The sequence below is a fragment of the Sorangium sp. So ce394 genome (assembly GCF_051474665.1).
In the GTDB taxonomy this organism is placed as follows: Bacteria; Myxococcota_A; Polyangia; order Polyangiales; family Polyangiaceae; genus Sorangium; species Sorangium cellulosum_D.
The window spans coordinates 1,177,952-1,199,141 of sequence record NZ_CP150339.1 but is presented as its reverse complement, the minus strand read 5'-3'; the positions used below and the strand labels follow the sequence as shown (position 1 = coordinate 1,199,141).

Below are 21,190 nucleotides of genomic sequence, written 5' to 3'. Positions count from 1 at the left end.
GAGCGTCAATCGAACGCCCGGCGGGCTATTGCTTCGGATTCGCGCGCATCCGCTTCGAGATCTGCTTCCAGCGCCGCTTCTCCTCGAGCTTCGCGCGCACGTCCTGCTGCCGGGCGAGGTAGCGCCGCTCCGCCCCGAGCTTCTGGTACGCGCCGAGGCGCTCCGGATCGAGCTCGCCCTCCTCGATGGCGCGCAGCACCGCGCACCCGGGCTCGCCGTCATGGCTGCAGTCCCGGAAGCGGCAGGCCGCGGCGTGGGCCTCGACGTCGTCGAAGCCCGCGGGGGCCGCGCCGTCGTCGGACCAGAGGCCGAGCTCCCGCACGCCCGGCGTGTCGATGAGGAGGCCGCCGCCGGGCATCACGAAGAGCTCCCGGTGGGCGGTCGTGTGGCGGCCGCGCTCGTCCGACGCCCGGATCGCCCCCTCGCGCTGCACCTCCACGCCGAGCAGGCGGTTGCTGAGCGCCGACTTCCCCACGCCGGACGAGCCGACGAGGGCGATGGTCTCCCCGGCCCCGATCTCGGCGCGGAGCGCGTCGAGGCCGGCGCCGGACAGGGCGCTGACCAGCGCGACCGGCGCGGCGGGCGCGACCTCCCGCGCGGCGTCGATGAACCGCCCCGGATCGGGGCAGACATCCGCCTTGTTGAGGACGAGCACCGGGCGGGCGCCGCTGTCGATGACCGCCTCGATGTACCGCTCCAGGCGGCGCACGTTGAAGTCGGCGTTCAGCGACGTGACGATGAACACCTTGTCGACGTTCGCCGCGAGCACCTGCGCCTCCATCGCGGGGCCCGCGGCCTTGCGCCGCAGGCACGTATTCCGCGCGAACGTGTGCACGATGTAGGCGGGCCCGGCGCCGTCGCCGGGCCTGAGCCCCACCCAGTCGCCGACGGTGGGCAGCGCCGCGCGGCCCGCGGCCTCGTGCGCGAGGCGCCCGCTGACGACCGCGAGGCGCGGGCCGTCCGCGGTCTGCACGTGGTGCCGCGAGGCGGAGGCGAGGAGGACGCGCGCCGGCTGCACGGCCTCCTCCAGGGACGCGAGCTGGCTCGCGAAGAAGGGAGTCCATCCGAGCCCGATCAGATCGGGACGCGGTTCGTTCTGCGATGACGGATCAACGGAAAAATCGGAGTCGAATTGCATGACGGACGAGCGCTCCATGGCGTTCGGCCGCGCGGCGCGAGCTGCGGCGCGCGGCGATCGACGGACAAGGGCGCGGCGGCGCGCAAGCGCGCCCGCGCCGGCCATTCCACGCGCGGGGCCGCCGCGGGGCGGAGCTCGTCGACCGTCAGGACGTCACGCCGGAGGGCGCGCCCGGCCAGGGCGGATGCCCTGCGAGGCGCGCGCAGCGCAAGACGAACGCGCGCCGATCAGGGCGCGCGCACGCCTTCACGAAGGCGTGGAGACGAGCTCAGCTGGCCGCGGCGGAGACGACGGCGGCGGCGCAATGGGTCTGCTGTGTATTCCCACTCATGACCTGACCTCCGTGTTCGGCTCACGTCACAACGACGCGGCAGCGCCTAGAATCCGCCAGCCCCGCCCCGCCGTCAAGCGCCTCCTGCTCTGCCCGGCCGCATCGCCCCAGGCACTTCACCTCGCCACCGCCGCCGCCACCACCACCACCCCGCGCGCGTGCGGCCGTGGTCGGTGTCCGACCACGGCCGACGGCTGGCCGACAATTTTCGGTCGGCCGGTGGTTGGTGCACCGACGAGGCCGGACCTCTGGGGCCTCTGGGGCGTGGAGCGGGCCGTGACCGCGCCGGAGGTTGCGAGGAGGCCCTCGCCGCACTAGGGTCCTCCGCTCCATGCCCACAAACTTCGAGCTCGTCTCCGATTTCAAGCCGTGCGGTGACCAGCCTCGCGCGCTCCAGGAGATCTGCTCCGCTTTCGAGCAGGGCGAGACCTTCCAGGTCCTCCTCGGCGTCACGGGCAGCGGCAAGACGTTCACCGCCGCCAAGGTGATCGAGAAGCTGCAAAAGCCGACCCTCATCATGGCGCCGAACAAGACGCTGGCGGCCCAGCTCTACGGTGAGATGAGGGAGCTCTTCCCCAACAACGCCGTCCACTATTTCGTCAGCTACTACGACTACTACCAGCCCGAGGCCTACGTCCCGACGAGCGACACGTACATCGAGAAGGACGCGATCATCAACGACGCGATCGACCGCATGCGCCACGCGGCGACGCACGCGCTGCTCTCGCGCCCGGACGTGATCATCGTCGCCTCGGTGAGCTGCATCTACGGCATCGGCTCGGCCGAGAGCTACCACGGGCTCCTGATCAAGCTCGAGCGCGGCACCGAGATCCGCCGCGACGAGCTCCTGCGGCGGCTCGTCGACATCCAGTACACGCGCAACGACGTCGACTTCCACCGCGGCACGTTCCGCGTCCGCGGGGACGTCGTCGAGATCTTCCCCGCCTACGAGGAGTCGCTCGCGATCCGGGTCGAGTTCTTCGGCGACGAGATCGAGGCGATCAAGGAGGTCGACCCCGTCCGCGGCAAGGTGGTGGGCCAGCTCGACCGCTACGCGGTCTTCCCCGGCTCCCACTACGTCACCGAGCAGCAGCAGCTCCGGATCGCGATCCAGGCGATCCGGGAGGAGCTGCGCGAGCGCATCGACTTCTACGACAAGGCCGTGCGCTTCCTCGAGAAGCAGCGGATCGAGCAGCGCACGATGTACGATCTCGAGATGCTGGAGCAGATGGGGTTCTGCAACGGCATCGAGAACTACTCGCGCCACCTCTCGGGCCGGAAGCCCGGCGAGCCCCCGCCCACGCTGATCGACTATTTCCCGAAGGATTTCCTCCTCATCATCGACGAGTCGCACCAGACCGTCCCGCAGGTCGGGGCGATGTTCCGGGGGGACCGGGCGCGGAAGGAGACGCTCGTCGAGTACGGGTTCCGGCTCCCGAGCGCGCTCGACAACCGGCCGCTCAAGTTCGAGGAGTTCGAGCAGCACTACGCCCAGGTCCTCTTCGTGAGCGCGACGCCCGGCGAGTACGAGCTGCAGAAGTCGGCCGGCGCGGTCGTCGAGCAGATCATCCGGCCGACCGGGCTCATCGATCCGCAGATCCACATCCGGCCGGTGTCCGGGCAGGTCGACGACCTGCTCGCGCGCATCCGGGATCGGGTGAGCCGCGGCGACCGCGTGCTCGTCACGACGCTGACCAAGCGGATGGCCGAGGATCTGACCGAGTACTACACCGAGCTCGGCATCCGGGTCCGGTACCTGCACTCGGACGTCGACACGCTCCAGCGCGTGGAGATCCTCCGCGATCTCCGGCGCGGCGAGTTCGACGTGCTGGTCGGCATCAACCTCCTGCGCGAGGGGCTCGATCTGCCGGAGGTGTCGCTGGTCGCGATCCTCGACGCCGACAAGGAGGGCTTCCTCCGGAGCCCGCGCTCGCTCATCCAGACGATCGGCCGCGCCGCCCGCAACGTGCACGGCGAGGTCGTGATGTACGCCGATCGCATCACCGACGCGATGAAGCGCGCGATGGACGAGACGAACCGGCGGCGCGCGATCCAGGAGGCGTACAACAAGGAGCACGGCATCACGCCGGCCACGGTGAAGAAGGCGATCCTCGACCTGTCGCCCACGTCGGGCACGCGCGACTACTACGCCGTGCCGAAGGGCCCGGCGAGGCCCGCGGCCGAGGCGGCGCGCGCCGCGGTGGACCTTGTCGACCAGATTGACGCGCTCCGGCAGGAGATGTTCGCGGCGGCGGAGAACCTCGAGTTCGAGAAGGCGGCGCGGCTGCGCGACCAGCTCCGCCAGCTCAAGGCCCAGCAGGGCGACGGGGAGGCCGGCATCGCGCGCGAGGCGGCCGAGGAGAAGCCGGCGCGCTCCGGGCGAACGGCGAGCCGGCGGGGCGCGGCGGCGGGCGCCAAGGCGAACGGCGGGCGCGCGGGCGCGGGGGCCAGCGGCGGCGGGCGCGCGGGCGCGGGCGCGGGGGCCAGCGGCGGCGGGCGCGCGGCGGCGGCGCGGGGACGCGGGCGATACCGGTGACGGCGACGGAGCCCGGCTCCGCGGCGACAGGCGCTCTTCCGGGCTTCCGGACGTCGCGGGGGATCGGCGTCGACCCTGCGGCGCGGCCCTGATAAGGGGCGCGCGATGGCCGCCTCCGATCCCATCCTCGTCACCGTCACCGGCAGGGACCTCCCGGGCATCACCGCCCGGCTCACCGGCGTCCTCAGCGACGTCGGCGCCACGCTGCTCGACATCGAGCAGGTGGTGGTGCACGGCAACCTGAACCTCGCGCTGCTCGCGCTCTTCCCGGAGACGCGCAGCGGGCTCAAGGAGCTCCTGTTCGCGGCGAAGGAGCTCGGCGTGGCGCTCGACTTCAAGCCGCTCGACGGCGGCGCGCCGCCGCGCGCCCCGGGGAGCCGCTACGTGGTGACGGCCATCGGGCGGGAGCTCGGCGCGAAGCAGCTGCACGACGTGGCCTCCACGCTCGCGCGCCACGGCGCGAACATCGAGAAGATCGCGCGCCTGTCGGTCGAGCGCCTGTCGTCGGTGGAGATCCAGGTGCTGCTCCAGCGCGAGGAGGAGGCCGACGCGCTCAAGCGGGCCCTCCTGGCGCTCGCCATGCAGAACAGCTTCGACCTCGCCCTGCAGCGCGAGGGCCTCTTCCGCCGGAGCAAGCGGCTCGTCGTGATGGACATGGACTCGACGCTCATCCGCATCGAGGTCATCGACGAGCTCGCGCGCGAAAAGGGCGTGGCGGAGCAGGTCGCGAAGATCACCGAGCGGGCGATGCAGGGGGAGATGGATTACGACGAGTCGCTCCGCCAGCGGCTCTCGCTGCTCCGCGGCCTCGACGTCGGCGTGCTCCGGAAGCTCGCCGCCGAGCTCCCCATCACCGAGGGCGCCGAGACGCTCGTCCGCGTGCTGAGGCGGCTCGGCTACCGGACCGCGGTGATCTCCGGCGGCTTCTCGATCGCGGCGGAGGCGCTCAAGGCCCGGCTCGGGATCGACTACGCCTACTCGAACTCGCTGGAGGTCGAGGGCGGGAAGCTCACCGGCCGGGTGACCGGGCCCATCGTCAACGCGCAACGCAAGGCGGAGCTGCTCGAGACCATCGCGCAGGCCGAAGGCGTGCTGCTCGATCAGACCATCGCCGTGGGCGACGGCGCCAACGACCTCCTGATGCTCCAGCGCGCCGGGCTCGGCGTCGCGTTCCGCGCGAAGCCCAAGCTGCGGGAGGCCGCGGACACGTCGCTGTCCGCGAGCGGCCTCGACGCCATCCTCTTCCTGCTCGGCATCACCGAGCGCGAGCTCCTGGAAGTGGCGTGAGCGGCGCCTGCCGCGACCAACGAACCGGCCCGCCGGACTGAACCGATTCAGCGGACACGGCGTCCGCCGGGGGCGGAGGCGGCTCCCCCTTCCGCCGCGCGGCGGATCTCGGCGCGCCTGAGCGGGGCGCCGCGCGAGGCAGCGAGGCCCCTCGCCCGCGGCGCCTGCGCTGGGAGGGGGTGTGGGAGCGGCTGCGCAGGCCCCCGCTACCTCGCGCGGCGCGCGGCCCTGCGCGGCGCGAGGCTCGCCCGCGGGCCGTCGTGCTATCCAAGCGGGGCCATGCGGCGGAGCAGGTCCACACGAGAGGCGCGCTCCACCGGCTGGAGCGGAGGTGAGGCGTGAAGCGTCCGACGATCACGGACATCGCGTGGCGTGCGGGGGTGTCCAAGGGAGCGGTGTCCTATGCGCTGAACGGCAGGCCCGGCGTGTCGGAGCCGACGCGCGAGCGGATCCTCGCCATCGCGGCGGAGCTCGGCTGGCAGCCGAGCAACGCGGCGCGCGCGCTCTCCGACGGCCGGGCCAGCGCCGTCGGCCTGGTCATCGATCGGCCCGCGCACACGCTCGGCATCGAGCCGTTCTTCATGCAGCTCATCTCGGGCATCGAGGCGGAGCTGTCCGAGAAGGCGGAGGCGCTGCTGCTCAAGGTGACCGACGATCGCGCGGCCGAGCTGGAGACGTACCGCCGCTGGTGGGCGGAGCGGCGGGTGGACGGGGTGATCCTGGTCGATCTCTGCGAGGGCGATCCGCGCGTGAAGCTGGTCGAGGAGCTGAAGCTCCCGGCGGTGGTGGTCGGCGGGCCGACGGGCAAGGGGCGGCTCTCCGGCGTGTGGAGCGACGACGCGAGCGCGATGCGCGCGGTCGTCGACTACCTGGCCGCGCTGGGGCACCGGTCGATCGCGCGGGTCGCCGGCCCCGCGGAGTTCATGCACACCGCGCTGCGCACGAAGGCGTTCAGCGCGGCCGCCCGCCAGCGACGGATCGAGCGCGTGCAGACGGTCCACGCGGACTACACGGGCGAGGCGGGGGGTCAGGCCACGCGGCGGCTGCTCGCGGGGGCCACGCCGCCCACGGCCATCGTCTTCGACAACGACGTGATGGCCGTGGCCGCGCTCGCCGTCGCCCAGGAGATGCGGGTCCCCGTGCCCGAGCGCCTCTCGATCGTGGCCTGGGACGACTCGGCGCTGTGCCAGCTCGTGCACCCCGCCCTGACCGCGGTGCGCCGCAACATCGCCGAGCACGGCTCCCGCGCCGCCGCGCTGCTCCTCCGCCTGGTGGCCGGCGAGCCGATCGACGACGTCGAGTGCAGCGCGCCGACGCTCGCGACCCGGGGCAGCACCGCGCCGCCCCCCCGCGCCTGATCCGGCCCGGCGCCGCCGCCGGTGCGTTCCTCCCTTGCGGAGCGCATACTGAACCGATTAAGTAGCGTGATCGGGACGTGAGGACTATGCATCGCAATTTCGCCAAAGTCGCTGTTCGTCAACAGGCCGTCGCCTGGCTCGGGGCCAATTTCTGGTCGAGGCGCGGCGGCCCGCTCATGTGGCAGAGCTACGATCCGGCCCTGGTCCGCGAGGAGCTCCGGGTGCTCGCCGAGCACGGCCTCACGATGACGCGGTCGTTCTTCTACTGGCCCCACTTCATGCCGGAGCCCGACCGGATCGACGAGGGCTGCGCGGAGCGCTACGGCGATTTCCTCGAGGCGCACGTGGAGGCGGGGATGACCACCATTCCGACCCTCCTCGTCGGCCACATGTCCGGCGAGAACTGGGATCCGGTCTGGCGGCGCGGGCGCGATCTCTACGGGGACGTGTGGATGGTGGCCCGGCAAGCGTGGTTCGCCGAGCAGATGGCGCGGCGCTTCGCGGGCCACCCGGCGGTGACCGGCTGGCTCGTCTCCAACGAGATGCCGATCTACGGCGAGCGCGAGCGCTCGGTCCGCGAGACGGTCACGAGCTGGGCGAGCCTGGTCGTGCAGGGATTGCGGGCCGGCGGGGCGAGCGAGCCGATCTCGATCGGCGACGGCGCGTGGGGCATCGAGGTCACCGGCAACGACAACGGGTTCTCGGTGCGCGACCTCGGGGCGCTCGTCGATTTCCTCGGCCCGCACGTGTACCGGATGGAGAACGACCTGGTCCGCCAGCACTACGGGGCGGCGTTCATCTGCGAGCTCACGGGCTTCCTCGGCAAGCCGGTCGTGCTGGAGGAGTTCGGGGTGTCCTCGAGCTTCGTCTCCGACGAGAACGCCGCGCACTACTACCGGCAGGTCCTCCACAACACCCTGCTCGCCGGCGCCACCGGCTGGATCGGCTGGAACAACACCGATTTCGACCTCATCGACCAGGATCCCTACCGGCATCACCCGTTCGAGCTCCATTTCGGGCTGACGACGACCGAGGGCCGCCCCAAGCCGCAGCTCGAGGAGATGGCGCGCTTCGCCCGGGTGCTCGCCGACATCGACGTCCTCGGCTGCGAGCGCGAGCCGGCCGACGCGGCGCTGATCGTGCCGTCGTACCTGGAGGGCGCGTTTCCGTTCACCGAGGCCGAGGATCGCAGCTACCTGTTCACGACGCTGCGGCAGGCCTACATCGCGGCGAAGGAGGCGGATCTGCCGGTCGGGCTGACCCGCGAGCGGGACGGGATCGCCGAGGACTGCCGGCTGTATCTCCTGCCGTCGGCCAAGCAGCTGACGGCGCCCAGCTGGCATCTCCTGGAGCGGCTGGCCGCGGGCGGCGCGGTGGTCTACGCGTCGTACTCCCACGGCACGCACGGGTCGCAGCGCGGGCCGTGGTACGCGCACCTCAACGCGATGTTCGGCGTCGAGCACCAGCTGCGCTACGGGATGGTCGATCCGATCGAGGACGATCGCGTGCAGCTCACCTTCGAGCGCGGGTTCGGCACGATCGCGGAGGGCACAACGCTCGCGTTCCCGGTCGCCGGCACCGAGCACAGCCGCGCTTACCTGCCGGTGCGGCCTCGCGGCGCGGAGGTCGTCGCGGTCGACCAGCGCGGCCGGCCGGCGCTGCTGCGGCGCCAGGTCGGCAGCGGCAGCGTCGTGCTCTGCACCTACCCGATCGAGCACTTCGCCGCGGCGACCCCGCGGGTCAACCCGGAGCCGACCTACCGCCTTTACGACGCGCTCGCCGCGCTCGCCGGCGTGCGTCGGCCGGTGACCGTGGACGACCCGCGCGTCGCGGCCGACACCCTGCGCCACCGGGACGGCCGGCGCTTCGTGTTCCTGGTCAGCCAGGCCGACGCGCCGATCTCGGCCAAGCCCGTCGCGGCCTCGGGCCACCTGACCGAGCTGGGCGGCAAGGCCACGGTCCACGCCGTGGAGCTCGCGCCGTACGACGTGCGGGTCCTCGAGCTGCGGGCCTGAACCGGGTGAGCGCGGGGCCGCCTGCCCTCGTCTCGCGCTGACCCATCGAGAGGTCCACTCCACGCCAGAGCCGCTCTCCTGCGGGCCGACGTCGCTATCGCGCCCAGCCCAACCATTGAGGCGTCCTGCATGGCATTCACTCCATCCGTTGGTGATGGCCGCAAAGTAGGCCGGCGCCGCGAGGCCGCGGCAGCCCTGAGGCGCGCGCCCGCGGCTCAGTACCAGCGCGGCGTGCCGCAATCGACGTGCAGGTGGTCCCGGTGGCTCGCGTCGAAGTCCGGCCCGAGGACGCGCGCGGCCGCCCCCTCGGCGCGGAGGCGGCGGGTCACGCCCCGGAGAAAGCGCCCCTCGCGGGTGGTCGGGTCGCTCCCGTAGAGCACGTAATCGCGGAGCACGCTGATCGCGCGCCCGCGCTTCGGCGAGAAGCGCGAGATATCGAATGCATTGCCGAACGAGTGCTCGCTCAGCCCCTCGCTCCACCTTCGCATCCTGCCGACGACTTCCCTGCAGGCGTAGCTCCCCAGGGTGCTGATGCGGGCGATCGGCGAGCCCAGGTGCGTCTCTGCCTCTTCCTGGATCACGCGCTCGATATCGGCCAGCCGGAGGGCGAGCGAGCAATCGACCTGCAGCGGCGGCGAGTAAACGATGCCGGTCGGGCCGCGCGTCAGCAGCACGCCGTGCGGGATGCCGCACCCCTTCTTGTTGGGCTTCGCGACGTCCGGCAGCGCCTGGAACCGCGCGCCGGATTGCTTGAGCGCGTCGCGGCAATCCGCGCCTGCGGCCGCGGCGATGTGGTTCCACTGGCGCTGCGCCCGCGGCGGCCGCTCGCGCAGGCCGGCGGCGTCGGCGAGCTGCTCGACCCAGGGGCCGGCCCATCCCGGCGACGCCGCGGGAGCTCCGCCGGCGATGGCGGGCGCTGGCTCCGCCAGGGTCGGCGGCCCACCGGCGTCCACCGGCGCTGCGCCCGCGAGGGCCGGCCCTCCGCCCGCGAGGGCCGGCGCCGCTCCCGCAAGGGCCGGCCCTCCGCCCGCGAGGGCCGGCGCCGGGGGCGCCATCAGCGCGGTTCCACCGAGGTCCGCGAGCGTGGGGCCGCCGGGCGAGCAGGACAGCGCGGAGATCACCGCCGCCGCAACGAGCCCCGCAAGAGAGCGTGCGTGCACATCGATGTCCATACCCCAGCGGGCGAGCGGCGCAAGACACGCGATTCATCCACCTCGGCGCGACGGCCCACACCACCGCCGCACCCGCCAGTCTCGCTCCTCCCCCGCGCCGGTCGCGCTCGCCCTCGCCGAGAGCGTCCCCACGGAGGCAGCAAGATATTGTTTAGTTCAGATTTTCTCCCTGCTTCCCGCCCTCAGGGCCCCCTCGGCTCCCCATCCCCGAGGTGCTCGCCCTCTTCCGGCGCTCCCGGCGATGCCGACCGGAGCAGGAGCAGCCCGGCCAGCGAGACGACCGCCGCTGCGGCCGTCACGCTCCACGGCAGCAGCTCTCCCTCGACGATCCCTTGCGCCGACGGCGGCTTGAAATAGAGCAGCGACACCGCGAGCCCGTTGTTCAAGGCGTGCAGCAGGGCGCCGGGCAGCACCGAGCCGGTGCGGTGGCGCGCGTAGCCGAGCACGAGCCCGAGCGAGAGCGTCGGCAGGAGCCGGTACACCGAGCCGTGCGCGAGCCCGAAGAGGAGCGCCGAGACGCCGATCGCCACGGCGGGCCCGGCGCGGCGCAGCCCGGCGTAGACGAGGCCGCGGAACAAGAGCTCCTCGCAGACGGCCGGCGTCACCGCGACGAGCAGCAGCACGACCAGGTACGGCTGCCCGCCGAGGAGCACGAGCTCGCCGAGCTCGCGGACGAACGGCTCGGGCGGGGGGAACCACCGGAGGACGGTGCCGCCGATCGCGGCCCACGCCGACGCCCCGAGGAGCAGCGCCCCGGCGAGGCCCCGGACCGAGGGCCGCCGCAGGCCGAGCGTCGCCCGCGGCGAGTAGCCGAAGCCGGCGACCAGCGCGAGCGTCGGGGCGAGGAAGAAGCCGACCTGCGAGACCGCGAGCTGGACCGCCACGCTGGCGCGGGCGATGAGCAGGCTGCCGTAGAAGAAGAGCACCTGGACGCCCGCGAACGCCGCGAGCGAGAACCCGGCCGACGGCGCCCCGCCGGCCCGGCGCCGGAGGCCCAGCACCGCGCGCGCCGACTCCTGGCCGCCGAGCAGCACGTTCTCGCGCTCGAAGACGCGCGCCGCGAAGAGGAGCGCGAGGCAGGCGTAGAGCGCCGAGGAGAGGAGCGCCGTGAACAGGAGATCGACCGGCGCCTCCCCGACGAACAGCGCCTTGATCAGCACCGCGATGTTGAGGACCGGGGCGTAAGCCGTCCACGGGTTGAGCTCGACCACCGGCAGGGCCGTGATGCCGGCGAGCAGGGAGAGCGGCAGGTACGCCGGCATGAGCGCGTTCTGGCCGTCCTTGAAGTCCTTCGCGAACACGGCGAGGGCGAGGAACAGCGCCGAGAACAGGAGCGTGACCGGCACGAGCAGCGCGAACGTCAGCGCGAAGATCCAGGGATCGACGACCATCACGTCCGGCAGCATCCGGCTCACCGTGAGCGACAGGCTCACCACGTTGCCGAGCGCCGTGAGCAGCGAGATGATCCACACGGCCAGGAACTTCCCCGAGATGATCTCGATGGATCGCACCGGCGCGCAGAGCAGCGTCTGCATCGTGCCGCGCTCCTTCTCGCCCGCCGTGAGGTCGATCGCCGGAAGGAAGCTGCCGAGGAGCGACATCAAGATCAGCATCATCGGCATCATCGAGCCGAGGATCTGGCCGACCTTGCGGCTGTCCTCCGCGACGTCGCGCGGCACGACGTCGTAGGCGATCGAGAACCCCTCGGGCAGTCCGCGCGCGGCCTCGCGCTCGGCGACGATGGCGCCGCGGGCGCGCCGCAGCGCGGCCGCGAGGCGCGCCTCCGCCGTGGCCGAGTCGGCGCGCACCGAGTCGAAATAGATCGCGACGGCGCCCTTCCCGCCGCGCCCGAGCTCGGCCCCCAGCGACGGCCACGGGACGAGCACCGCGTCGACCTCGCGCGCGCTCACCGCGGCGCGCGCCGCGGCCAGCACGGGGTTGTCCGGCTCGATCCACCTCGGCCGCGGGTCCTCGGCCCCGGGCGCCCCCTCCTCGGCTCGCGGTGGAGGGTCCGCCGGCGGCGCGAGCGCCCCGGAGAGGAGCCCCTCGCGCACCTCCGGCGGCGCGCCGGCCCACGGCACGAGCTCGAGCTTCGCCGCCGACGAGAGCCGCGTCGAGAGGCCCTCGGCCAGCTCGCCCCACACCGCGATCCGCGACGAGCGCGCCTCGCGCGCCGCCGCCTCCGAGCCGACGAGCTTGCTCATCGCGAGCGCGAAGAGCGGATAGAGGAGGATCGGCACGAGGACGAGGCGCACGAGGGTGCGCCGGTCCCGCAGCGACTCGACGAGCTCCTTGCGCAGGATGGTCCAGACGATGGCGAGCCTCACCGCGCGGGCCCTCCCGGAGCAGGCGCGCCGGCGCTCCCCGGCCCGTCGCGCGCCCCGCGCGGGCGGCTCCGCTCCACGTGGTACAGGAAGGCGTCGGTCAGGTTCGCGGTGGCGGTGCGCTCGAGGAGCTCCGGCAGCGCGCCGCTGTCCGCGATGCGCCCCTCGTGCAAGAGGGCGATCCGGTCGCACAGGTACTCGGCCTCGCCCATGATGTGCGTCGAGAAGAGGACCGCCCTGCCCGCGGCGCGCTCGCGCCGGATCGACTCGACGATGAAGCGGCCGCTGATCACGTCGAGCGCGGTCGTCGGCTCGTCGAGGATGAGCACCTCGGGCTCGTGGAGGAAGGCGCGCGCGATGTTGGCGCGCTGCTTCTGCCCCGCCGACAGCGTGCTGCACGGCCGCGAGGCGAACGCGTCCATCTCGAGGTCGGCCACGAGCGCGTCGATGCGGCGCGAGAGCGCTGCCTCGCCCATGCCGTACAGCCGGCCGAAGTAGCGGAGCACCTCGCGCGGCGTGAGCCGCTGGTAGAGCTGGGTGTCGCCCGAGAGGAAGCCGATCCGCTGCTTCGCCTCGAGCGGCCTCGCGGCGAGGTCGACGCCGCCGACGAGGACGCGCCCAGCGGTCGGCGACAGGATGCCGGCGAGCATCCGCAGGGTCGTCGTCTTGCCCGCGCCGTTCGGCCCGAGCAGACCGACGATCTCCCCGGGGTGCACGGCGAGGTCGATCCCGTCCACGGCCGTGAAGTCGCCGTACCGCTTCACCAGCTGCTCGGCGCGGAGTGCGGCGCGCATGGCGGCACGTCCTATTCGGTCCGCGGCGGGGCGCAAAGCGCCGGTCTCTCGATGGGGCCGCCGCGCAAGGCGGCGCCGGCACGCGCGAGCGCCCTGCTCACGCCGCCCGCCCCCCGCCTGCCCCGTTCCGCGGCGCCGCCCCTCGACGTCCGCCGCGGACCCCCTAGACTACCCTGAAAACGCATGTCGCCAAGCACACCTTCCATGCCCTACCGCAACCGCACGACGTCCGAGCCGGTGCAGTGCCCCTGCGGACACGGCCGTGATCACTACATGGTGAGCGCCGAGGCGGAATACCGCGTCGTGGGGTACATCCAGCTCGCGTTCGGGATCTCGGCGCGGCCGACGAAGGTGAAATACCGGTGCCGTCGCTGCGACACGGTGTTCTCGACAACGACCGATCCGGCGGTCCTCGACAAGCACTATTGACGCGCGGCGGCGGGTGCTCATGAACGACACATGGCTGGCCGCCCCCCGCGGCCCGGGGGCTCCATGAAGGGCCGCGTCCTCATCGTCGCCGGATCCGACTCGGGCGGCGGCGCCGGCATCCAGGCGGATCTCAAGGCGGTCACGGCGCTCGACGCGTACGGCGCGACCGCGATCACCGCGCTCACCGCGCAGAACACCCGCGGCGTCGCCGGCGTGTTCCCGGTGCCGCCCGACTTCATCGGCCGCCAGATGGAGCTCGTGCTCGACGACATCGGCGCCGACGCGATCAAGACCGGCATGCTCCACTCGGCCGAGGTCATCGACGAGGTCGCGCGCGTCTACGAGCGCCTCGGCCGCGGCGCGCCGCTCGTGGTCGACCCCGTGATGGTCGCCAAGGGGGGCGCGCGCCTCTTGAAGCCCGACGCCGAGGGCGCCCTGCGCGGCCGGCTTTTGCCGCTCGCCGCGCTGCTCACGCCGAACATCCCCGAGGCCGAGGCGCTGACCGGCACGGTCATCGACAGCGTGGACGCGATGCGCCGCGCCGCCGCGCAGCTGCTCTCCATGGGCCCGCGCGCCGTGCTGCTGAAGGGGGGCCACCTCCCTGGCGCCGTCGTCGTCGACGTCCTCCGGACCGCGCCCGAGCCCGGCGCCTCCGGGCACCCCGGGGGGGAGCAGCTGTTCGAGGACGCGCGCATCGAGACGCGCGCGACCCACGGCACGGGCTGCACGCTCGCCTCGGCCATCGCCGCCGGCCTCGCCCAGGGCCTCGCCCTCGTCCCGGCGATCGCGCGTGCGCGCCGCTACCTCCGCGAGGCGATGCGCGCCGCGCCGGGGCTCGGCCACGGCCACGGCCCGCTGAACCACGCCCACACGGCGCGGCCGTTCTCCTGAACAGCGCGCCGGGCGGCGCCCTCCTGTGAACAACGCGCCGGGCGGCGCCCTCCCGCGGGCGGGCGCCGCGGGCGGCCACGCGCAGCTGGCCGCCGCGCGCGGTCGGCCGCGCCGGCGGGCCCGCGGCGGCGGCCGTGGCGGCCGTGGCGGCCGCGCGCCGGCGGCCTGACAGCGCTCCGCGCCGCGCCGAACGGGCAAGCCGCAGCGCATGTGCAACGACTCGTTGCGCCCGGGGCTCGAATGGACGACCCTGCGCGCAGTCCGTATCGGCGTGCCGGCGGTTCAGCTTCGGCGCCGGCGCGGAGCTCTTCCTCACCCTTCGTGCGCCCGTGGCCGTGACCAAAGATCCCCTCCCTCCCATCGACGTCGGAACGGTCATCAACGACCGGTACGAGGTCCTGAAGAGCATCGGCAAAGGCGGCATGGGCGAGGTGTTCTTGGCCTTCGATCGCCTGACCCAGCAGCAGGTGGCGCTCAAGGTGGTGCCCGAGGCCTCCGCCATGCCGGGCGACGACGAGGCGCTGCGGCAGGAGGTGATCCTCGCCCAGAAGGCGCGCCACCCGAACGTCTGCCGCGTGCACGACCTCGCGCCGAGCCCGTGGGGGCCCATCCTCGTGATGGAGTACATCCCCGGGCAGACGCTCCACAACCACATCCGCAAGCGCAAGACGTCCGGCGGCTTCAGCGCCGACGAGTTCCGCAAGATCTCGACCGACGTCTGCGCGGGGCTCGCCGCGATCCACCAGCAGGGGCTCGTGCACGGCGATCTGAAGCCCGGCAACGTGATGGTCGCCGACGATCGCGCCGTCATCCTCGACTTCGGCTTCGCGAAGGAGCGCGCGCGCGCGGCCGTGCGCAAGCCGGGGGCGCCGCCGGACGGCGGCACGCCTCACTACATGTCGCCGGAGCGGCTGCGCAGCGGCGGCGCGAGCCCCGAGGACGACGTCTACGCCGCGGCGCTGACGCTCTGGGAGATGTGGACCTGCCGCGTCCCCGAGCCCGGCTACAAGCCGCGGCTCAAGACGATGAAGCAGCAGATCACGTTCGACGTGCCCGCCGCGCTGACGAACGACGAGATCAGGCAGATCTTCCGCGCGCTCAACCCGGATCCGCAGATGCGCCCGCAGGCGCGGCACATGCGGTTCTTCAACCCGACGCAGACCACGACCGCGCCGATCCAGCTGCCGCGCGAGCGCATCGATCCCGGACCTGCGCCCGGGCGGGCCATCAAGACGCAGTTCACCCCCGGCGCGCAGTCGCTGCTCATCACGTACGCCACGAACGCGCCCGACAGCGTCGCCACGCTGTTCCCGCTGCAGAAGCCGGTGCTCTCGATCGGCCGCCGCAGCGATCAGGATCTCGTCCTGGCCGAGGCGACCGTCTCCGGGTCGCACGCGCTCCTCCGCTGGCAGACGGGCTCGTGGCTGGTCGAGGATCTGAACAGCACGAACGGCACGTACGCGGACTTCCCGTTCGAGCGCAAGGCGCAGGTCTCGCTGCTCCACGGGGCCGAGGTGCAGCTCGGGGAGTGCCGCCTCATGGTGGTCACGTTCGGACCGGACTCGCCGCACCACGACAAGGCGAAGCGCTACCTCGCGCGGCGCGACGGCCTCACGGGGCTCCTCGTGCGCGAGTACCTGATGAAGGCCATCGACGAGGACGGCTTCTTCGCCGAGTGGGCCGAGGTGCCGATGCAGATCGCGCGCTTCGAGCTCCGCGGCCAGAACGGCCTCGTGAGCCTGCGGCCGACGATCCTCGAGATGCTCGCGCTGCGCAAGGCGGCGCTCCAGGTCGTCGACCTGACCCAGACGCTGCTGCTCAGCCTGACGCCGGCCGCGGCCGGGCGCACCGGCCCGCTCACGTTCGTCGTCTCGATCGTGGGTCCCAACCTGGACGAGGCCCAGCACGTGGTCGAGCAGGTCGTCGCGCAGGTGCAGGGCACGCTCCCCGAGACGCTCGAGCTGACCGCGACGCTCGTGAAGTGCGAGCCGGGTCGCCCCGCCCGCACGCTGATCGACTGACGGCGGACGGCCGCGCCGCCGAGCCGTTCGATCGCGTGGAGGGCGCTCTCGGCGTCGCCGACGCCGTCGCGGTCGCCGCAGGATCGCGGCCGCCTAGCCGTCCTCTGCGCCGCGGGGCCGTCCCGCGGCCGCGCGCTCCGTCGGAGATGCGGCGCTCGTCACGCAGCCGCGCAGCCGCCGGCGCGAGCGCACGCTCGCCGGCAGCTCGCGCGCGACTGGACCGCTCCGGCGCCGGAGCGGCGAGCGATCACAGGGACGAGTCGCTGCAGGACTCGCCCGGAGCGGCGGCGTGGTCGAGCACCACCTCGCCGGACAGCTTCCGGGCGTCGATCTCCCCCTGCCAGATGAGCTCCGCGCTGCCCTGCGCGTCGACGACGTCGCGCAGCAGCCGCACGTAGACCTTGCGCGGGGCGACCTCGGGGATCGAAACCGCGAAGTCGAACGCGCAGACCGAGTCGCACCGCGGGTTCGCCGCATCGGGCTCATCCCTCTCGGTGATCTCGTAGATGCTGTCGATCCGGTCCACGTGCATCGCACGCTGGCCGCAACAGTTGAGCAAGAGCCGGCTGTCCGCGACCTTCAGGGAGCCGGTCGACGGATCGTAGCGCCAGCGCAGCACCTCGGCGCCGCAGTAGCTCTCCTCCCCATCGAGGGCGAGCCTCCGCTCCGGATCCACGAATCCGCCGGCCTCGCTCACGGTCCCAACCTGCGCGGGCTCCGTCTCCAGACACGCGCTTAGAAGAACCAGCGATCCAACCGTTGCAAGCGCCCTGCAGGCCCCCACGTACTTCATGCCCCGACGTCCTTGGTTATCCCGCCCCACTGTTAAAATACGCCCAAAATGAAGAAGCAGGGGGCTTCGATAAGAATTCGCAATCCGTTTCCGCGGCACATGCCCCGGATTCAGTCGCAGGCAGACGTGGGTAGGTGGCGCATGCACGCTGCACCCCGGAGCAGCTGCACGCACATTCGGGTGTGATCTACGCGTTCTTGGAATAAGAGTCCAGGTGAAAGTGGCAGAGTACGCTCGGTCGTCTGACCTTGGCCGTCATGGTCGGTCGACGTACTCCACCATCCCACCTTCGTCCGGTCTGTCGAGGTACGCCCCCGACCCGCCGCCGGCCGCGATCCCGGAATCCCGGCCGCGGCGGGGCGACGCGGGCGCCGTCGTCACCTCGCGGCGACGGTCGTGCTGCGCGGACGCGGCGAGCTCTGTTCCTGGCAACCGGCGTCCGCGGGGGCATCATCGAGGACGACCGCGCCCGCGGCGACCTCCAGATCGAGGGTGCCGCTCCAGACCACGGCCGGGCTGCCCTGCCGATCGACGACGTCGCGCAGCAGCTTCACGTAGATCTCGCCCCGCGGGACGTCCTGCACGCCCACCGACAGGTCGAAGGCGCACTGATCGCTGCAGCGCCCCTCGGCGTCGTCCGGCTCGTCGCGCTCGGTGACCTCGTAGAGGCTGTCGATCCTCTCGACGTGGATCGCGCGCTTGCCGCAGCAATCGAGCATCAACCGGGCATCCGCGAGCCGGAGCGTCGCCGACGGCTCATCGTACTGCCAGCGGAGCACCTCGGCGCTGCAGTAGCCCCCGTCCTCTCCCGGCGCGAGCCGCTCCTCCGGATTCCGGAAGCCCCCCTGCTCGCTGATCTTCGCCTCCTGGACCGCCTCCACCGAGCTGCAGCCACCGGCGCAGAAGGTCCAGACGATCGCGATGGCGGTCCAGATGCGGCTCGACACCATGCTCTTCTCCATGTTCGTCTCGCTGGCTGACCAGGGCGGTCTACGGCCAGTCCCGTGCAACTTTCCAGCCAACTCACCCCTGAGCAGTCCGGAGGCTAACCGCGGCCGACGCAGCGGGCCAAAGAAGCGGTGACCCAGGGGCGCGGTCTCATGGCGCTCCGCTCGCTGCGGAGACGCGCGCGCTCGCGCAGGAACGACCTGCGTAAGACGCGCTTGGGCCGAAGAAGTTGCCGGACGGAGAGCCCCTGGATCCAGCCGCGACGAGGCGCCCGCCGATCCCGCGCGCCGGACGTCCTGGCCGCGCCCGCCGCGGCGCGACGCGCGGCGTGCCGTCCGCTGGAGCGGGAGGCCGACCGTGCGGGACGCCTTGCCACAGCGTGTGCAGCGTCCGCACGCTGCGCGCCCGGTCTACACGCCGCCGCCGGGCTCGGCTCCGTGGAGCTCGTCCCGGGACGGCGCCGGCGATCGGGTCAGTTCTTCGCCTCGACGGCCTTGCCGGGAGGAAGGGGATCCCAGCGCAGCGAGTCCCCGAGCAGGTTGGAGATGCGCTTCGGGCGCTGCCCGTCGACGCGCATGATGTAGAGCCCGGGGCCCTCGCCGGACGTGCGCGTGGAGAAGAAGGCCACGAGCCGCCCGTCGGGGCTGCAGGCCGGGTACCCGTTCCTGCCCTGGTTCTGGGTCAACCGCGCGAGGCCGCCGCCCGTCTCGCCGGAGACGACGAGGTCGGTGTTCTTGCCGACCCCGACGGCGTAGATCGCCTTCACCCCATCGGGGTGGTTGCAGAACGTGGGCGCCGACGCGAAGAGCCCCTCCGGCGAGATCGCCTTGCCGCCCACGTAGATGCGCTGCCCGTACCTGCCCTCGCCGGAGAAGGCGAGCTTGCCGGTCGGCGTGAACGCCGGGTGCAGCGCCATCCCCACCTCGGACGCCGGCTTGATGCCCTGGAAGTCGGGCCCGGAGAACAGCTTGATGGTCGAGCCGACGCCGATGCTGAGCGCGACCTGCGAGCGATCCTTGGAGAAGGCGATCCCGTAGACCGAGCCCTTCACGGGCAGCGCCTGCGGGCCGCCCGCCGGCGTGAAAATCTTGTACTCGTCGCCCTTCACGCTCGCCGCGTAGTAGAGTTGCTCGTTCTTCCCGAACGCGGGGGCGATGGCGGTCTGATCCGGCGGGGAGACGGCCTTGGCGTCGTGCCCGTCGGCGTCGATCGTGAAGACGCGGCGCAGCGAGCCCGAGCCCGAGGCGAACGTCATGTGGCTGGCGAAGCCGCCGTTCTGGCCGGTGAGGGCGCCGATGAGCTGGTCGGCCACCCGGTGCGACTCGAACCGGACGTCGCGGAGCGGCACGATGAACTTCTTGTCGAACACGGGGGCCTGCCCGCGGTTCACCAGGAACGCCTGGCCGACGAGCTCGGCCTTGTCCGCGCCGAGCTTCTTGCCGCGCACGCTGACGACCGCCTCGACCCCCTTCGCGGACCACGCCTTCACGTCCACCGGGCTGTCGGAGAGGTACAGGCCGTCGGGCGCGGCGCTGTCGGGCAGCACCTCGAACTCGCCGCAGAGCTCGAGGTCGCGCCGGACCACGCTGTGGAGCGTCACGTCCTCGGGGTCGGAGACGAGCGACGGCAGGACGCCGATCTTCGGGAGCGGGCGCGACGCGCCGGCGACGACCGTGATGTGGCCGAGGATCTCCTCGGCGTCGGGGGGCGCGGTCGAGGCCGGCGCCTGCGCCGGAGCAGGGGGGGCAGCGAGCGCGGCGGCGGCGAGCGCCAGCGCGCCGAGGGCGTATTGAGCTAGTCGCATGTGTTCTCCCGACAGACGAAGGTGACGCTGACCTGCTTCTGACCGAGGTCGGGATAGTTCTCGGGCGGCGGCGGCAGCGATTGCCCCTTCGCGCCCTCGAGCGTCGCCCGCGCGGCCGCGTCGAAGACGGGATTCCCGCTCGGCGTCAGCGTGTAGCTCACCATCTGCCCGTCCGACAAAACGATCACCGCGCGCGGCTTGTGCTTCGTGAGCTCCTCCGGCGGGAGCCCCGAGCCGTTCACGCGGAACCTGCTCGAGAACCAGCCCGCGATGCGGGCCAGGTACAGATCGACCGCGCGCGCCTTGAGGGGATCGGTCTCCGTCCCCTCCTTCACGCCGTCCGCGTGCCCCTCCTGGTCGACGTTGGGGGCCTCGCCCGCGTCGGTGGTCTTCGGATCGAGCTCGATGTCGACCTGCTTCGCGATCGCGGCGTCGGGCGGCGGCGGCGCGGTGCCCGCGTCGGCGACCTTGATCTCCGGCGGCGGGATGTCCTTCTCCGTCTTGCCCGCGCTCGGCGAGACGAACGCCTTCTGCTCGACGCGCGGCTTGGGCGTCTGGCGCACCCACCGGTCGGGCAGCTTCATCTTGTCGCGCTTGCCGCCCAGCTTGAGCAGCGGCGTGTCCATGTCGAGCACCGGGATGACCTTCACCGGGACGCTCGGCCCCTTGTCGATCTCGGGCGCGGCGGCCGGCACCGAGAGGTCCGCCAAGGTGATCGCCACGGCGGCGCCCGCCTGCACGCCCATCGCCACCGCGACGGCGAGGGCGACGTCCCGCGGGCGGAAGTCGCTCCTCGGCCGGCGCTGTCCCGGCGGCGTCGGTCGCGGCGCGCGCGCCGCGGCCGTGCTCAAGGCGCCGCTCCCCCGGGCCGTGGCGCCGCTCCCCCGGGCCGCGGCGCCGCGCCGCCGGGCGGAGGCGCCGCGCCCTCGGGCTCGAGCTCCGGCTGGACGAGGAGGTTCAGCCCCTCGACCCCGGCGGCCCGGGCGGCGGCCACGACCCGCGCCACCGCGCCGTAGCGGGCGTCCTTGTCGGCACGGATGTAGAGCTCCTTCTCCTTCTGCACGCGCCCGTTCGACGCGAGCACGCCCTCGATGTCGGCGGTCGCGTCGTCCTCGCCGAAGAGGATCTTCTCCTCCTTCGTGACGGTCACGACGAGCTTCGTGTCCTTGGTCGGCGCCTCCTCGGCGGAGACGTTGGGCAGCTCGACCCGGAGCCCGGCCGTGAGCAGCGGGGCGGTGACCATGAACACCACGAGGAGCACCAGCATCACGTCCACGAGCGGCGTGACGTTGATCTCGCTGAACCCGCCGCCCCGCCGCCTGCGCCCGCCGCCGACCGACATCGCCATG

General features: G+C 72.6%; 16 protein-coding genes. 7 read left to right on the top strand and 9 right to left on the bottom strand.

Going from position 1 to position 21,190, the window contains the following annotated elements; genetic code table 11:
* Positions 1-25: 25 nt before the first annotated feature.
* Positions 26-1,138: a ribosome small subunit-dependent GTPase A gene (rsgA, locus tag WMF33_RS04475; protein ID WP_437335963.1), complete on the bottom strand. Its 1,113-nt coding sequence runs from the start codon at positions 1,136-1,138 to the stop codon at positions 26-28.
* Between the two features lie 662 nt (positions 1,139-1,800).
* Here rsgA and uvrB point away from each other — a divergent pair.
* The 4 genes from uvrB to WMF33_RS04455 all read left to right on the top strand — a co-directional run bounded on the left by uvrB (position 1,801) and on the right by WMF33_RS04455 (position 8,665).
* Positions 1,801-4,005, top strand: coding sequence for an excinuclease ABC subunit UvrB (gene uvrB / locus WMF33_RS04470; protein ID WP_437335962.1), 2,205 nt, complete (start codon positions 1,801-1,803; stop codon positions 4,003-4,005).
* Between the two features lie 105 nt (positions 4,006-4,110).
* On the top strand, positions 4,111-5,292 hold the full coding sequence (serB, locus tag WMF33_RS04465) for a phosphoserine phosphatase SerB (RefSeq protein ID WP_437335961.1): 1,182 nt from the start codon (positions 4,111-4,113) through the stop codon (positions 5,290-5,292).
* Between the two features lie 338 nt (positions 5,293-5,630).
* Positions 5,631-6,650 carry a LacI family DNA-binding transcriptional regulator gene (locus tag WMF33_RS04460; protein WP_020732885.1) on the top strand — a complete coding sequence of 340 codons (1,020 nt, stop codon included), beginning with the start codon at positions 5,631-5,633 and terminating at the stop codon, positions 6,648-6,650.
* An 86-nt stretch (positions 6,651-6,736) separates the two neighbouring features.
* Positions 6,737-8,665 (top strand): glycoside hydrolase 5 family protein, encoded by a 1,929-nt coding sequence (locus tag WMF33_RS04455; RefSeq protein WP_437335960.1) that lies wholly within the window; start codon positions 6,737-6,739, stop codon positions 8,663-8,665.
* Positions 8,666-8,880: 215 nt separating this feature from the next.
* Here the strand turns inward: WMF33_RS04455 and WMF33_RS04450 are convergent, their stop codons facing one another.
* From WMF33_RS04450 to WMF33_RS04440, 3 genes are all read right to left on the bottom strand, one after another.
* A complete protein-coding gene (locus WMF33_RS04450) occupies positions 8,881-9,825 on the bottom strand; it encodes an extensin-like domain-containing protein (RefSeq protein ID WP_437335959.1) in 945 nt (314 codons plus the stop codon).
* A 194-nt stretch (positions 9,826-10,019) separates the two neighbouring features.
* Positions 10,020-12,164 carry an ABC transporter permease subunit/CPBP intramembrane protease gene (locus tag WMF33_RS04445; RefSeq protein ID WP_437335958.1) on the bottom strand — a complete coding sequence of 715 codons (2,145 nt, stop codon included), beginning with the start codon at positions 12,162-12,164 and terminating at the stop codon, positions 10,020-10,022.
* Positions 12,161-12,955: an ABC transporter ATP-binding protein gene (locus WMF33_RS04440; protein ID WP_437335957.1), complete on the bottom strand. Its 795-nt coding sequence runs from the start codon at positions 12,953-12,955 to the stop codon at positions 12,161-12,163. The genes WMF33_RS04445 and WMF33_RS04440 overlap by 4 nt, the downstream gene beginning before the upstream one ends.
* Before the next feature lie 204 nt (positions 12,956-13,159).
* On the opposite strand from WMF33_RS04440, the gene WMF33_RS04435 reads away from it, so the two are divergent.
* From WMF33_RS04435 to WMF33_RS04425, 3 genes are all read left to right on the top strand, one after another.
* Entirely contained in the window at positions 13,160-13,384 is a 225-nt protein-coding gene (locus tag WMF33_RS04435; protein WP_020732880.1) for a hypothetical protein, read from the top strand.
* A 63-nt stretch (positions 13,385-13,447) separates the two neighbouring features.
* Positions 13,448-14,275: a bifunctional hydroxymethylpyrimidine kinase/phosphomethylpyrimidine kinase gene (gene thiD / locus WMF33_RS04430; protein WP_061621842.1), complete on the top strand. Its 828-nt coding sequence runs from the start codon at positions 13,448-13,450 to the stop codon at positions 14,273-14,275.
* A 335-nt stretch (positions 14,276-14,610) separates the two neighbouring features.
* Positions 14,611-16,296 carry a protein kinase domain-containing protein gene (locus WMF33_RS04425; RefSeq protein ID WP_437335956.1) on the top strand — a complete coding sequence of 562 codons (1,686 nt, stop codon included), beginning with the start codon at positions 14,611-14,613 and terminating at the stop codon, positions 16,294-16,296.
* A 247-nt stretch (positions 16,297-16,543) separates the two neighbouring features.
* Here WMF33_RS04425 and WMF33_RS04420 read toward each other — a convergent pair whose 3' ends face one another.
* The 5 genes from WMF33_RS04420 to WMF33_RS04400 form a co-directional block, all read right to left on the bottom strand.
* Positions 16,544-16,993, bottom strand: coding sequence for a hypothetical protein (locus WMF33_RS04420; RefSeq protein WP_437335955.1), 450 nt, complete (start codon positions 16,991-16,993; stop codon positions 16,544-16,546).
* Between the two features lie 473 nt (positions 16,994-17,466).
* A complete protein-coding gene (locus WMF33_RS04415; protein WP_437335954.1) occupies positions 17,467-18,051 on the bottom strand; it encodes a hypothetical protein in 585 nt (194 codons plus the stop codon).
* 458 nt (positions 18,052-18,509) lie between these two features.
* On the bottom strand, positions 18,510-19,841 hold the full coding sequence (locus tag WMF33_RS04410) for a PD40 domain-containing protein (RefSeq protein ID WP_061623472.1): 1,332 nt from the start codon (positions 19,839-19,841) through the stop codon (positions 18,510-18,512).
* Complete coding sequence (locus WMF33_RS04405; protein ID WP_061623473.1) at positions 19,832-20,692, bottom strand: TonB C-terminal domain-containing protein; 861 nt, start codon at positions 20,690-20,692, stop codon at positions 19,832-19,834. The genes WMF33_RS04410 and WMF33_RS04405 overlap by 10 nt, the downstream gene beginning before the upstream one ends.
* Complete coding sequence (locus WMF33_RS04400; protein ID WP_020732874.1) at positions 20,689-21,189, bottom strand: biopolymer transporter ExbD; 501 nt, start codon at positions 21,187-21,189, stop codon at positions 20,689-20,691. Before WMF33_RS04400 ends, WMF33_RS04405 begins: the two co-directional genes overlap by 4 nt.
* Position 21,190 lies beyond the last annotated feature (1 nt).